At 61.4% G+C, this 14,776-nt stretch carries 10 protein-coding genes; all 10 read right to left on the reverse strand.

Features of this window, described 5'->3' with window-relative positions; all coding sequences use genetic code 11:
• Positions 1-156: 156 nt before the first annotated feature.
• The 10 genes from VH564_RS13450 to VH564_RS13495 all read right to left on the reverse strand — a co-directional run bounded on the left by VH564_RS13450 (position 157) and on the right by VH564_RS13495 (position 14,741).
• Positions 157-630, reverse strand: a complete 474-nt coding sequence (locus tag VH564_RS13450) for a cyclic nucleotide-binding domain-containing protein (protein ID WP_423340338.1) — start codon at positions 628-630, stop codon at positions 157-159.
• A gap of 35 nt (positions 631-665) precedes the next feature.
• Positions 666-3,383, reverse strand: a complete 2,718-nt coding sequence (locus VH564_RS13455) for an ABC transporter transmembrane domain-containing protein (protein WP_423340339.1) — start codon at positions 3,381-3,383, stop codon at positions 666-668.
• Positions 3,384-3,565: 182 nt separating this feature from the next.
• On the reverse strand, positions 3,566-4,696 hold the full coding sequence (locus VH564_RS13460; protein ID WP_423340340.1) for a glycosyltransferase family protein: 1,131 nt from the start codon (positions 4,694-4,696) through the stop codon (positions 3,566-3,568).
• Positions 4,693-5,958, reverse strand: coding sequence for a glycosyltransferase (locus tag VH564_RS13465; protein ID WP_423340341.1), 1,266 nt, complete (start codon positions 5,956-5,958; stop codon positions 4,693-4,695). Before VH564_RS13465 ends, VH564_RS13460 begins: the two co-directional genes overlap by 4 nt.
• Positions 5,959-5,969: 11 nt before the next feature.
• Positions 5,970-7,184 (reverse strand): glycosyltransferase family protein, encoded by a 1,215-nt coding sequence (locus VH564_RS13470; protein WP_423340342.1) that lies wholly within the window; start codon positions 7,182-7,184, stop codon positions 5,970-5,972.
• Between the two features lie 102 nt (positions 7,185-7,286).
• Positions 7,287-8,462: an ABC transporter permease gene (locus VH564_RS13475; RefSeq protein ID WP_423340343.1), complete on the reverse strand. Its 1,176-nt coding sequence runs from the start codon at positions 8,460-8,462 to the stop codon at positions 7,287-7,289.
• Positions 8,459-9,457, reverse strand: coding sequence for an ABC transporter permease (locus VH564_RS13480; RefSeq protein ID WP_423340344.1), 999 nt, complete (start codon positions 9,455-9,457; stop codon positions 8,459-8,461). Before VH564_RS13480 ends, VH564_RS13475 begins: the two co-directional genes overlap by 4 nt.
• Positions 9,458-11,368 carry an ABC transporter substrate-binding protein gene (locus VH564_RS13485; RefSeq protein ID WP_423340345.1) on the reverse strand — a complete coding sequence of 637 codons (1,911 nt, stop codon included), beginning with the start codon at positions 11,366-11,368 and terminating at the stop codon, positions 9,458-9,460. It lies immediately after the preceding gene.
• Positions 11,362-13,248: an ABC transporter ATP-binding protein gene (locus VH564_RS13490; protein WP_423340346.1), complete on the reverse strand. Its 1,887-nt coding sequence runs from the start codon at positions 13,246-13,248 to the stop codon at positions 11,362-11,364. Before VH564_RS13490 ends, VH564_RS13485 begins: the two co-directional genes overlap by 7 nt.
• A gap of 167 nt (positions 13,249-13,415) precedes the next feature.
• On the reverse strand, positions 13,416-14,741 hold the full coding sequence (locus VH564_RS13495; RefSeq protein ID WP_423340347.1) for an adenylate/guanylate cyclase domain-containing protein: 1,326 nt from the start codon (positions 14,739-14,741) through the stop codon (positions 13,416-13,418).
• Between the last annotated feature and the right edge of the window lie 35 nt (positions 14,742-14,776).

Consider the following 14,776-nt stretch of genomic DNA (forward strand, 5'->3'; position numbering starts at 1 on the left):
CGCGGTCGTCGAGCCAGAGGAATGAGCATGAATGCATAGTGCCAGCGCCGTGCGGTGAAGCCTCGGTCCGGAAAACTAGCGGAAGTGCATTTGGTTCCGTGCGAACGGACGCGGGACGAGCCCAGAGCCGTGGCTCGCGGCCTACCCGGATTGCAGTTAGTGGGTCGGCTGGGGCTCGGGTGTCGCCTGGCTGCGGGCGGCCGTCAGCTCTGCGGTCGTATGGTTCAGCCTGTCGGCCAGCACCCGCATGATATCGACGGCCATTTCGGGGAAGTCGGAGAGCAGTTTCAGGAAGTGCTCCTTGCTGATCCTCAGGGCCTCGACGTTCGAGGTGGCCTTGACGGTCGCGGTACGGGAGACGTCACAGAGGATCGCGATCTCGCCGACAATCGAGTTCACCTCGACATCGGCAACCTTGATTTCACCGGCAGGGGTATCGACGAGAATATCGGCGGTGCCCGCAAGGACGACATAGGCTGCGTCGCCGAGGTCGCCCTGGTGAAACAGGATCTGCCCCGTCCGATAGCTGACGCGGTCGGACGTGAAGGCCAACAGCTTGAGCTTTGCCGGCGCTATGCGGGCAAAGATCGGCACTCGCCTCAACATTTCGACTTCGTCTCTCAAAAGCATGCGCGTCTAAACCCCATTCGCCGCCGCCTGATAGCCTATAACGATAAAAGTTCTTTGAACATACCGTTATGCTCCAAAAGATCGGAGGTCGTGCCGCTTTCCGCCAGCGTTCCACCCTGGAAAACCAGTACGCGCTGGAATTGTTCTGCCAGGCTGACATTCGAAAGTACCCAGATGATCGCCGGCTTGTGATCGCTGTTCTCGATATCCTTGAGAACGGTGCGAACGATCTGGTCTTGGATGCGGTGGTCGAGCGCCACCAGCGGCCGGTTGAAGATCATGTAGTCTGCTCTCTTCAGCAGTGCCCTGGCGAGATTGAGCTTCTGGCGCTGCACGTTTGTGAGCCGCTTGCCGCCCGAGCCGACGTCAAAATCGAGCCCGATCGACAGCACGCTGTCCTGCAACCCAAGCCGATCGAAGAGATCGCGCATGATGACATGAATCTGTTCAGGCGCATCGGCCTGCTGGTGGGCGATACGCCCGAACAGCACGTTGTCCATCAGCGTCGCCGATGCGGTAAACCGCTCCGGATCGTAACGCTCGATCACGGCATTGAGGTCGTCTGGAATATGCTTGTGAAACTCCGTGCGCGCCTCGACGATCTTGTCCATCAGCTCTCGGGTCAAGAGACCGAAGCGGTGGCGGGGTTCGATGTAGGAAAAGCTCAGGCGGATCATCGCCGCCCGCTCCTCGGGCGTCGCGCTGTCGAAGTTGCGGCCGCTGAGTTTTTGCAGGAGCGCCTGGTAGTCCGGAATATCGTCCGCCGTCATGAACGTCAGCTGCTGGAAGAACGGATGGTCCGGCGGCAGGTCGTTGAACAGTTCGACGGTGTTCTCGGCGATTTCGATCCCCATCTCGTAGAGCTCGCTGTTCAGCCCGCTTTCCTGGAACAGCTTGATGAAATAGGGATGGGATGCCAGCTTGCGGTTGGTCATCAGCGGACGCTTCAGCGTTCCGAACAACAGGTTTTCGCCGACGGTCGCCTGTGTGTTGAAGGCCGAGAATTCGAAAGGCACGACCAGCCCGTCGAGGTCCTGCTCCTTCAAGCGGTCGATCAGCGCGTGGCGCAGTTCGACGATCCGCTCGGTGAGGTCCTTGTGTCTTTCGGTGTCGACGGTGGAGCGCAAGGCCATATCGAGGATGTCCTGCGACATCAGCACGGAATCGAGGACCGGGCGGATGACGCTGTAGAGATCGTCCGGGCCCGTCGCTCCGGCTGCCGCATAGTCGACCCAGTCGCTGTCGAGACTGAGGGAAGGATTGCCGGCGCGCTTGGCCTCCGTGACCGCCCACTTGTTGCGCAACGCCGCTTCGCCCTCATAGGTGACGGTGGTCAGCGGTGCGTGCTTGAGACCATAGAGGATGTTGTCGCGCAGCGTGCCGTGGAAGAAGTAGGTTTCCGATCCAGCATAGGCGATACGCCGGCCGGTGACGGATTCCGGCAGCTCGAGAAGATCGTTGCCATCGACCGTCACCTTGCCGCTGTCCGGCCAGACAAGCCGGCCAAAGGCATCCGCAAGATACTCGCCGCCACTGCCGCTTTCGCCGACGATCGCCACCGTCTCGCCCGGGTGGATCTCCAGCGAGATGTGGTCGAGAACCCGGGCGCCGCTGTCGTCGCTGATGGTGAGGTTGTGCGCAACCAGCGCCTCGCTCAACCGCGCCGCCGGCTTTGCATCCATCACCTGAATGCGGGGGTCGAGCAACCGGTCGACGCTGAACTGCTCAACGACCTGGTTGTACTTGACCTGCACATCCTGGCGCGATTGGTCCCAGTCGATCAGTTCCTTCAGTGGACCTGGCAGGTCCTTGTAGGCGTTGATGACGGCAACCAGCTGGCCGATGTCGAGCCGACCCTGCAGGGCGAGAAAACCGCCGATCGAATAGAACAGGAACGGTGTTACCTGGGCGAGGAAGTTGTTGATGAACTTGACCAGGAATTTCCACTGGTAGAGGTCGTAGCGGATCGAGAAGATCAACCCCAGCCGGGCGGCGATATCGGCGCGCTCGAAATTGGAGGTGTCGTTGCCATGGATGGCGCCGATGCCATCGACGATCTCGCCGACGCGGCCGGAAAGCTCGCGCGCTGTCAACTGGCGCTGGCGGCCGAGTTCCAGCAGGCGCTTGCGCATCCGGGGAATAACGACGGCCTGGATCGCGACGATGCCGGCGGCGATCATGCCAAGCCAGAAATTCTGCATGATAATGAAGATCAGCGACGTCAGCGCCTGGCCGCCGAGCAGCGCCGGCTGCACGAAGGCATCGCCGGTAAAGCCGCCGAGCGGTTCGACCTCGTCCTTGATCATCGTCGCGATTTCGGCCGCCTTGACGCGCTTGAAATGCGAAGGCGGGAACCGCAGGACCCGGTCGATCAGCTGGAAGCGGATGCGCCGCAGCATGCGCTCGCCAAGGCGCCCCTTGTAGGTATTGATATAGAGCTTGAACAAACCGTTGAGCACGACCAGCGCCAGGAACACCAGGCTGAGCGCGATCAGCATCTCGAAGCGGTCGAGCTTGAAGCCCTTGAAGACCTCGACATGACCGACGAAGGGGATGTCATAGGCAATGTGCACGAAGGACTGCGTGGCGCCTTCGCCCTCGAAGCCCTTGCCCTGGATCGGGCCGTTGACGATCTGTTTTGGCAGATCGAAGGACAGGAAGTAAGGCACCATCGACGCGGCGACGACCGTCAGGATCCAGATCTGCTCGAGGCGCGTATTCGACCAGATGTATTTGGCTAGGCTTTTTTCCATGCTTATCGGATGCTTCTAAAATCAAGAGCCGCCATGCTCGCCGTCCTGTCTAGCATGCCGCTTTTCCCCGGGACCACACAGCAGATCGCAATGGTGGCAGGCCGATCCGATTCCCCTGCTATGCAGCTTATATCACAACAGTCTGCAAAACGAGGTCAAAGCACTGGCAAATGAAGCAAAATTCACGCAGCGTTTTGAATGATATAGCCCGTGCGCTCGGCGCCTCCGACATCGATCCGATGCAAAGCCGGCTTCGGCTTTTCGAGGATCTCCGAAATCGATCTAGCGAGCATGTCGGCCGTCAGCCCCGCCTCCGGCAATGCCGAGGCCAGCCCAAGTGCCTGCAGGCGCTCGGCTCGGACCGATTGTTCCGTTTCGCCACCGGCGGTGAACGGCACGACGATGGCGCGACAGCCGGTGACGAGGAGGTCGCAGACGGTGTTGTAGCCGGCCTGGGAGATCGACAGGTTCGCACCCCGCAGCAATGACGGGAAGTCCTTGCGGAAACGCACCAGCTGCAGGTTGGCTGTGGCTTCCCGCTGCAGGGCAAGAAAATCGGCTTCGGGCAGGTTGGGGCCTGCGATCAGGCACCAGCGCTTGTCGCTGGCGACTTGTTTGGCCGCATCGAGCGAGGCGCGGATGAGGTCGCGCCCGACCGCGCCACCGCCGGCCGACACGACGATGTCGAAGATCTCGGAAGGAGCAGGCGGCATCGGCGGGGCAACGAGGCCCGTGTAGCTGATTTTATCGATGATGCGGCCGGCAAGCGGAAAGGTTTCCTCGAGCCGCACGAATGCGGGATCGCCATGGACGAGGACGCCGTCGAAATGGGCGTCCAACGTTGCAACCGTCTCTTCGTCGCGCCCGGCCTTTTTCTGTTGCTGCAGGATATCGCGAACCGAGGTGTAGAGCTTCGGCCGGGGTTTTGCCGCCTCGATCGCATCGAGCAACGGCAGCAGTTCAAACCGCATCTGCCGCCGACCGAAGGGGAAGGCTTCGATGATGACCACGTCCGGGGTGGCCGCGCGAAAGGCGGATAGCAACAGGTCGCGCCGGTCGTCGAGAAACCGCTGATCTACAGGCGTGCCGTCAGCATGGGCAAGGCCGGAGAAGCCGGAGCTCGCCGCCGCCACCGGCGGCAGGGCAACGGCGGTCACGTCATCTCCCGGAAAGCCCGAGACCGGAAGGCCGCCGGTCACCAGCGTAACCTTGCACCCGTTGCGCGCCAATGCGCTCGAAATCCGACTGGCACGGGCGATATGGCCGATGCCGAGCAGGTGCTGAACGTAGAAGAATACCCGTGGTCCGGTCACGCCGATTGTTTCCAGTTGTCGTCTTTCCGCCATTCCTCCTCGAACAGCCGGCTGAGCTGCCGGATGCTGGAGTGGTAGTCGAAATGCTCGCGAACCCGCCGCTCGGCGGCAGCCCCAAGCCGGTGCCGCAGGGCAGGGTCACGAATGGCCGCCTCGAGCGCCGCTGCCAGGGCTGTTGGATCCTCAGGAGGCGCCAGCAGGCCATTCTCGCCGTCGGTCAAAAGCTCCGGCACGCCGGAAACCTTTGTCGAGATACAGGTCAGCCGCTGGCTCGAGGCTTCGACCAGAACGTTCGGCAGGCCATCCCGGTCGCCATCTGATGCCACTCGGCAGGCAAGCGCAAACAGATCGGCGCGGCGATAATGGGCCAGTACCTCTTCCTGCGCCAACGCGCCCTTCCAGGTGATCCGATCGGCAATGCCCAGACTGTCGGCAACTGCCTTCAGCATTGCCAGCTTGTCGCCGCCGCCGATATGCTCGAAGCGCCAGTGCAGGCTCCTTGGCAACAGTGCAAGCGCCTGCAGCAGCACATCATATCCCTTTTTCTCGACGGCCCGTCCGACGCTGAGCAGCAGCACCGGGGCCTCTGGCAGACTGCCGTCGCGGTCGGAGTGGTCCCCGACGAATGGTCCGAAGCGGGCGAGGTCGAGACCGTGATAGCTGAGATGCACGCGCTCTTTCGACGGCGTCAGGCTGCGCATGTGATCGAAGCCGCTATGGGTGCAGGTAACGGCCCAGCGTGCTTGCCCCAGTTTCTCACTGAGTTCCCAATCGGGCGATGTCCAGATGTCCTTGGCATGGGCCGAGCAGGTCCAGGGCGTGCCGGTGAGAATGCTGGCATAGGCCGTCACCGAAGCGGGCGTATGAATGAAGTGGGCATGCAGCCATTCGCCGCCGTCGGGCCACTCATGGGCAAGCACCATGGCCTGGCCAAGACGGCGGAAGCGGTTGCGCGACAGGTCCCGCTTGAGATCGGCCCAGAATTGCCTGAGCAGCGGCCGGAATCCGGCTTTGCCGCGCACCGCGAGCACAGCCCGCAACACCCGGATGGGTTCGTCGTGCAGATATTCCGGCAGATAGACGACGCGCGCCTTGATCTCGTCGTGGATCGGATGGCGTTTCTTGTCTGTCGGTCGGCGCATCGAGATCAACGTCAGGTCGAAGCCTGCTTGCTCCAGGCCGAGCAGTTCCTGCGCGATGAAGGTTTCCGACAGGCGGGGATAGCCCTTGAGGACAACCAGTATTTTCTTTCGGATCGACAATGGGGCGCGCTCTATTCGCCGACGACGGAAAGCGAGGGGTAGCTCTCCCGATCGTCGAGCCAGTCGCCGACGATCTGGGAAATGTGCACCAGCCCCTCCAGCCGCATCTTCTCTTCGCCGCTCTGGGATGGCGGCGCACGCGTGACCAGCGACTTCAGGGCCGCAGACAATTGCATGGGATCGGCCGATTCTTCCGGCAGCAGCATGTCGATCAGGCCAAGTTCGCTTGCACGCTGGGCGCGGATCAACTGCTCCTCGCGCGGTCGCGTGCGCGGGATGATCAGGGCCGGCTTGTCGAAGGACAGGATCTCGCAATAGGTGTTGTAGCCACCCATGGCGACCACGGCGGTGGCGCCGTCGATCAGCTCCTCCATCCGCTTGTCGAACTCGATGACTTCGAGACAGGCAATCCGATTGGCCCGCTCGACAAGTTCCATCCGTTCGCGGGCGGGCATGTAGGGGCCGAGCACGATCAGGGTCTTGAACTGCAGCGAGCGGTCCTGCTCATAGGCGTTGACGATGTCGCGCACCAGGTCGGCGCCGTCGCCGCCGCCGCCCGTCGTCACCAGAATGTAATCCTCGTCAGGCACATGCTCGGACTTCTTGCCCTGCGGCACACTGCGCTGAAGGAAGCCGACAAAATCCATCTTGCGCCTGACACCAGGCGGAACGTCGAGGCCAAGCAGCGGATCGTAGAAGTCAGGCGGCCCGTAGATCCAGACGCGGTCGTAATACTGGTCGATCTTGTCGAGCATGTTGCTCTTCTTCCACTCGGCGTCGAGCAGATGCGGCGCGTCCATGACGTCGCGCATGCCGAGCACCAGCGTCGTGCCCCGCGCCTTGAGATAGCGGAGCGTCTCCTCGACCTCGCCCTTCAGGCCGAGTGGCTCCTTGTCGACGATGAAGATGTCTGGCTGAAACGTTTCGGCTGTCTGCTGGATGACGGCCTGGCGCATCCGCAGCGTGTCCTTGAGATCGACATCGCCGGCCATTGACGTGTATTCGCCATCCTTCAGCTTGATGACGCTCGGCACCTGCACGAAATCGACGCGCGCCCGGTAATCGAACGCACCCGCGATCGTCGCGCCGGAGATGATCAGCACGTTCAGTCCCCGATAGTCGCCCACCAGGGAATGCGCGATCGTCCGGCAACGGCGCAGATGGCCGAGCCCGAACGTGTCATGGCTGTACATGAGGATACGTGCATCTTCTACGCGCCGCTTCATGGGCAAAACCTCAAGTCCAAACGTCTTTTGCAGCAGCCGGTTTGCAAGAGGGAGCCAATGCGGTGGTGCGCGGCCCGCGTCGTTTGTCGACCGCGCCTTACGCTATTTGTAGGGATCAGCGGCATCGCGCAAGCCATCTCCAAGAAAATTGAATGCCAGAATCACCAAAACCACTGGAATCATTGGAAACAAAAGCCAGGGGTAGAATGCGATGACGCTGACGCTGCGCGCTTCGGTCAGCAGGATACCCCAGCTGGTAATCGGTGGCCGCAGCCCCAGCCCGAGAAAGCTGAGGGCCGTCTCGCCAAGGATCATGCTCGGGATCGAGATGGTGGCCGTCGCGATCAGATGCGACATGAAGCCGGGAACCAGGTGCCGGCCGATGATCCGGCTGGATCGGGCGCCCATCAGCTGGGCTGCCAGCACATAGTCTTCCTCGCGCAGCGACAGCAGCTTCGAGCGCACCGCCCGCGCCAGACCCGTCCAGTCCAGAATGCCGAGGATGATGGTAATGCCGAAATAGACGACGATCGGGCTCCACGTGACCGGCATGATGGCTGCCAGCGCCATCCACAAGGGCAGGCTCGGCAGCGACTGCAGGACCTCGATGACCCGCTGCACCAGAAGGTCGAACCAGCCGCCGTGATATCCGGCCAGCCCGCCGAGAACGATGCCGAGCACAAAGCTGATGGAGATGCCGATCAGACCGATGCTGAGCGAGATGCGCGCCCCATAGATGATGCGCGACAGAACATCGCGTCCCAGCCGGTCGGTGCCGAGCAGATGCATATCACCGCCCACCGCCGGACAGACGAGATGCAGGTTGGAGGGGACCATGCCCCAGAAGTTATAGGCGTCGCCGCGGCAGAGGAAGCGGATGGGCTGCACGTCGTCCGGCTTGTCGGTATAGGTGCGGCGCAGCGTATTGAGGTCGAGCGACATGCTGCGTCCATAGACGAAGGGGGAAACCAGCTTTCCGTCGCGGAAAATGTGGATGCCCTGCGGCGGCGCATGAATGAAGTCGACGTTGCGGCTGTGCAGCCCATAGGGCGCCAGGAATTCGGCGATGATGATCATACCGTACAGCAGCAGCAGGAAGATGCCGGAGGCAACGGCGACCCGGTGACGCTTGAACTTCCACCACATCAGCCGCTTCTGCGAGGCCTTGTGATAGCGGGTCTGGCCAGCCGACATCTGCTCGAACTGCATCGGGTCGAACGGCGCCGTCGACACGTAGTGCTGCAGGGGTGCGCCGGGTTCAGGCAGGGTTGACGTCAACGGGTGCTCCTGCCTTGCAAGCGGATACGGGGGTCGAGGAAGCCAAGCGCGATATCGGAAATCAGCACGCCGATGACGTTGAGCAAAGCCAGGAACATCAGGAACGAGCCGGCCAGATACATATCCTGGCTCTGCAGCGCCTTGATCAGCATCGGCCCGGTCGTCTCGAGCGAGAGCACGATGGCGGTGATTTCAGCGCCTGATATCACCGATGGCAGTATCGAGCCGATATCGGCGACGAAAAAGTTGAGCGCCATCCGCAAGGGGTATTTGATCAGGGCCCGAAGCGGATGCAGGCCCTTGGCCCTCGCGGTGATCACATATTGCTTCTGCATCTCGTCGAGCAGGTTGGCCCGCAGCCTGCGGATCATGCCGGCCGTCCCCGCCGTGCCGACGATGATGACCGGGATCCACAGATGCGAGAGAATGGATCTTGCCTTAGCCCAGCTTATCGGCTGCGAGAGATATTGCTGGTCCATCAGATGCCCGACCGAAACGCCGAACCAGACATTGGCGAAATACATCAGGATCAAGGCCAGCATGAAGTTCGGGATGGCGATGCCGAGCAGCCCGAGGAATGTCAGGCTGTAATCGCTCCAGCTGTACTGGTGCGTCGCCGAATAGATGCCGATCGGGAAGGCGATCAGCCAGGTCAAGAGGATCGTCGTGAAGGAGACCAGCACGGTCAGCCAAAGGCGATCGCCAACGACTTCGGAGACAGGCAGCTGGTATTCGAACGAGTAGCCAAAATCGCCGTGCAGCATGCCGCCGACCCAGTAGATGTATTGAATGGGCAGGGGCTTATCGAGCCCATATTCGTGGCGCAGTTCCTCCATGTCCTGAAGATTGGCGGTCTCGCCGGCAGCCCGCAGCTCGGCCATCTGGCTTTGAAAGAAATCGCCGGGCGGCAACTGGATGATGGTGAAAACCAGCATCGAGATGACCAGCAGGGTCGGGACCATCACGCCTATGCGCCAGATGATGTACCGCAACATCTATGCGTCCTCCTTCAGCCAGAAGGTGTCGGGCAGGTAGACACCGAGATAGGACGTCGGGTCGAAACCGTAGAGCCCCTTGTCTGGAACGTTCTGGAGTTTGGCTGTGTGCAGGATCGGCTGGGAGGTGCCGCTGACGAGGCCGATCGAAAAGACTTCTTGCGTGTAGATCGCCAGCATCCGATGCCAGATCGCTTCGCGATCCTCGAAATTCGCCGCCGCTCGCCATTGCAGCAGCAGATCGACAAGCTCCTTGGCAGCCGGCAAATCGGGTGCCACGCCCTGGGTTCCGGCCGACAGATAGTGCATTCCCCAGAGCGGCCATTGCATCTGGTCATCCATGGTCGGGGCAAGTTCGCTGGGGTTCATGTCAGCAGTGGCAACGCCGTTGTCCAATCCGAACCAGATGGACATCAGGATGCGTCCACCCATGGCGCGGCTGCGGAAGATGTCGCGCTGCGAGGTGCGGGTGAACAGCGCTAGGCCGACGGCCCTGAAATGGTCGGTGACCAGTTCCAGAACGTCGGTATCGACACTGCTCTCGCCGGCAGTTTCGACGGTGATTTCGGCACGGCGGCCATCCGGCAGCAGTCTGATCCCGTCGCTGTCGCGCTTCTGAAGACCAGCTTCGTCCAGCAGGCGATTGGCCATGTCAGGATCGTGCTGGGCCCAGGCGGAAGCATAGTCCGGCTTGAAAAGCGGGCTCTGCGGCAACATCGCGTCGGCGCTTTCATGGCCGAGGCCGTAGAAGACAGCCATGTTGATCTCATGCCGGTTGATTGCCAGCGACATGGCGCGGCGAACCTGCACATTGTGGAACAGAGCACGCCAACCGGCATCGGTGCAATTGAGATTGGGCAGCAAAGCGACCCGTGATCCGCGTGTCAGGGTCCACAGGCGGACCTTCACCGGATAGTTCTTCTCGGCTTCCTTCAGGAAGGCGTAGTCATTGAAATCGAGGCCAGTCGCCTGCAGGTCGCTTTCGCCGGCACCGGTCTTGGCCGCGACAATCTGCGACGAGCTGATGTTGAGTACGAAGCGGTCGATATAAGGAAGTTGCCGGCCATTCTCGTCGACCCGATGGAAGAAGGGGTTGCGAACGAAGACGAATTGCTCCGCTGGCGGCGCGGTCGTGTTCTGCCATGGGTCGAGGACCGGGAGGTCCGGATTGGTCGGGCGGTAGCGATCGGCTTTTCTGATGTGCAGATCGGCCCACTTCTTCGCGCGCGCCTTCTTCATCAGCGACTGCAGCGTCGCCTCGTCCTGGTACTTCTTGTGGAACTGCTTGAGATAATGGGCGGGCCCAAAGATTGACAAGGGCTGCGGAGCCGCCAGGCTTGGTAGGAAATCGGGGTTTGGTCTGTCCCAGGTGTATCGCACTGTGAGCGGATCGAGCACTTCGAAGCGCGGCAGATTGCCGTGTGGACGCAGTTCGAGCGCGCCGCCTCCGGGCGTCAGTTCCTTGTTCAGGATGACGTCTTCCCACCAGTAGCGGAAATCGTCGGCCGTGAGCGGCGAACCGTCGGACCACTTGTGTCCAGCCCGCAGCTTGAAGGTGAACACCGTGGCGTCAGGCGCCTCGAATGTTTCCAGTATATCGGGATGCATCCGCAGTTGCTCGTCATAACCGACCAATCGCGCGTAGCCATAGATGGTCATGTAGCGAATGTCTTTTTCGCTGCTTATGATGGTTCGCAACGAGCCGCCGTAGACACCCGGCTGACGCGCCATCCCGGATAGATTGACGACACGGGGCTGGGTCGGCAAGCGGTCGACCATCTTCGGCAGCTTTCCCGCTGCCAGCCGTTCGCGCAGATAGTCTGGCTCCGGCGGCGGTCCCCCGTCCGCCAGTGCCGGAAACGGCAGCATCGTCGAGGCGAGGGCGCCGAGGAACGTCCGACGGGTTACCACGTGCGCAATTCCTGAATGTTGGCGTCCCGATGGGCGCGGACAAAATGGCCGTCGCCGAGATCGGCATAGGCGAGCTCCTCGCCTTCGACCTCGGAGAAGTTCGGTCCCCAGTTGCGCTTCGAACTTGGGCCGACGGCCTGCAGTCCGGCGAAATCGAGCGGCCGGTCGAGATCCGGGAAGGGAACTGCTGATAGCAGCGAACGCGTATAGGGATGAACGGGATCGCGAAGGATGATGCCGCGAGGCGCGATCTCGACGATGCGGCCGCGATACATCACGGCAATACGGTCGGCCATGTAATCGACGACCGCCAGGTTGTGCGAGATGAACAGGTAGGTCAGCCCCAGTTCCTTCTGTAGGTCCTTCAGAAGGTTGAGGATCTGCGCCTGCACGGAAACATCGAGCGCTGAAACAGGTTCGTCGAGGATCAGCAGCTTGGGCCCGAGCGCCAGCGCCCGCGCGATGCCGATGCGCTGCCGCTGGCCGCCGGAAAAGCTGTGCGGGTAGCGGCTGAGATAGCGCTCGTCGAGACCGATCGCCTTCATCAGAGCTGCGACCTTTTCCTTGCGGCTGTCACTGTCGCCTCGTCCATGGATCTCCAGCGGCTCGCTGAGGATATTGCGGACCGTCATGCGCGGCGAAAGCGAGGAAACCGGATCCTGGAACACCATTTGAATGTTGGTCCGCATTTCCAGCAGATCGTCGCCATGCACCGACAGCACATCGACGTCGCCATGGCCGTCATTGAAGACAACAGAGCCGCCGTCCGGCTGGACGGCCCGCATCAGGATCTTGCTGACCGTCGTCTTGCCGCAGCCGCTTTCGCCCACAAGCCCGAGGCATTCTCCCCGGCGGATATCGAAACTGACATTGTCGACCGCGCGCATTTCGGAGCTGTTGCCCGTGGCAAACAGGCCGCGCTTCTTTGTCTTGTAGCTTTTGCTGAGATTGCGGACGGTGAGCAGCACGTCGGGTCCTGCCGGCCCGGCGTCGCGTTTGGCGGAAAACGTGTCGATGTTGACCGGCACGTCGCGTAGCGACTTCAGCCGCTCGCCGGGCTTCATGTCGAAATGTGGGACGGCCGACATCAAGCCCTTCAGATAGGGGTGCTGCGGATCGCGGAAGATCGTCTCCACCGGGCCCGCCTCCATAACCTCCCCGTGATAGATGACCACCACTTCGTCGGCCATATTGGCGACCACGCCGAGATCGTGCGTGATCAGCAGCATCGCCATTTGCATCTTGTGCTGGAGGTCGCGCAACAGGCTCAGGATCTGTGCCTGGATGGTAACGTCGAGCGCCGTTGTCGGCTCGTCGGCGATCAGCAGCGCCGGGCTGCAGATCAGCGCCATGGCAATCATTGCGCGCTGCCGCATGCCGCCGGACAGCTCGAACGGATACATGTTGAAGGTGCGTTTCGGGTCCTGGAACCCGACCAGTTCCAGCATCTCTTCCGTCTTGCGACGCTGCTCTTCCCTGGTGGCCGTGCTGTGAATGCGCAGCGCTTCGCTGATCTGATTGCCGACGGTGTGGAGCGGCGACAGCGAGGTCATCGGCTCCTGGAAAATCGTTGCCATCCGACCGCCGCGCAAAGCCCGCATCGGCGGGCTATCCCGCGTCAGGCTCAGAATATCGGTGGTGACGCCGTTCTTCGGATCAGTGAAAAGAATGCGGCCGGAGGCATCCGCGGGGGCCGGCAGGATACCCATAATAGCCTGGCTGATGATCGATTTGCCGGATCCGGACTCGCCGACAAGGGCTGTCACCTTTCCGGGAAGAATTCTGAGGTTTGCGCCCTTTACGACAGGAAGGCGTTCGCCAAAAAGCGAGAACGATACATCGAGATTTTCGATACGCAGCAAGTCCGTCTCAGACGCCATGCAAAAGAATTTCCCCCGTCCTCATTCGTGCCCGCCGCGCACACTAACGTAGCCTATAACGGGTGTCCAGTTAACGGGTTCCAGTCTTTGGGCGTAAATCCTCTTTGCCTTCAAGCATCTCCTGATATGCGCCGGGCTTTTGTTATAATCGATTTTGGCGGCTGTTTTCAGGCCTGAGGCCGGATATCCTTCTTCCGCGCATCCCGGTGCAGGAGGATAACTTGCTCTGCCTCCGACAAACCATCCGCCGTCGCGTCGAAAACAGTATCGTCCCGATCCGTCATGGCAACAAACGGCGCAGGGTGAAGAACAGTCACTTTGTTTCGCACGCCACGGAGCTTTTCCTCGCCCAGCGTCACCCAATCGCCGCCGCTATAGCCGGCAAAAGCCTTGCTTGCGATGACTTCTCTCGAATATTTCTTGGTCAGCGACTGCAGCCGCTCGACTTCATTGACGGCTGCCCCGAACGCGGAGAAGGTCAATCGGTCCCGCAGGCCGACATTGCCGAACATGACGTTGCCGACATGCAGGCCGATCCCGTACCGGACCGGAACAAGGTCCCGGCCTATCCTTGCCTCGTTGAGTTGTGCTATTCGATCCTGCGCCTGATGGACCGCCGCCAGTGCTGCCCGACAGGCAACTCTGGAGGGCTCCTTGTGCCGATCGCAGGGGTAGACCGCTAGAAAGCCGTCACCGAGAAAGCTCATGATCTCGCCGCCATTGCGATTGAAGGGTGCGGCGATCGCATCGAAGAATTCGTTGAGCGTGTTGATGTAGACCTGACGCCCTTCTTTTTCAGCCAGCATCGTCGATTGCCGCATGTCGCCCATCACCAGGACAGCGCGGATCGTTTCCCCGTCGCCGCGACGAACCTGGCCGTTCAGCACGCGCCTGCCGGCATCGCCGCCGAGATAGGTCGTCAGCATGTTGCTGGCGAGCTTGCCGAGAACCGCCATCTTCGCGGCGAGCGCCAGATGGTTCTGCATCCGCAGGAGCGCTCCAATCATCGGCTCGCTGAAGCCGCTGGCGGCATCCGTCGACCAGGAGCCCATCATGCCCTGCACGGAGCCTTCGCCAAACCTCTGCACGAACGCAATGTAGTCTGTGATCTTTTCCTCGCGCAATTCCGCGAAGATAGGAAAATCGAGCGGCCCGTCGACATCGATCCGCCGGCGCATGTAATCGAGATTGCTGGTCAGCAGGTGGTAATAGGGGCTTTGCAGGAAGCGCTCGGGCTCTCCGTCCGTGTGCCTGTAGCCCTCGATCGTCAAGCCGCTGGCGCGTCGCCAGGTGAAGCCGAGCGAACCGTAGAGCGGATGCAGCATGGAAAACGTCAGATGGACGCGGGCGATCGGTAGGCCAGAGGCTGCGATCCGGTCGCAGAACCCGCGCACGACGCTTTCGAGATTTTCCCCCTTGAGCGCAGCCTGCGTCAGCCACTCCGCGACCTTGTCGAGGAAGATATCGGAGACGCTGGAGGGGGCATTGGGCATCGGACCGGTCTCCAGCTTCTTCTTGACGGGCAAAC

The sequence above is a fragment of the Rhizobium sp. HT1-10 genome (genome assembly GCF_049472505.1).
In the GTDB taxonomy this organism is placed as follows: Bacteria; Pseudomonadota; Alphaproteobacteria; order Rhizobiales; family Rhizobiaceae; genus Rhizobium.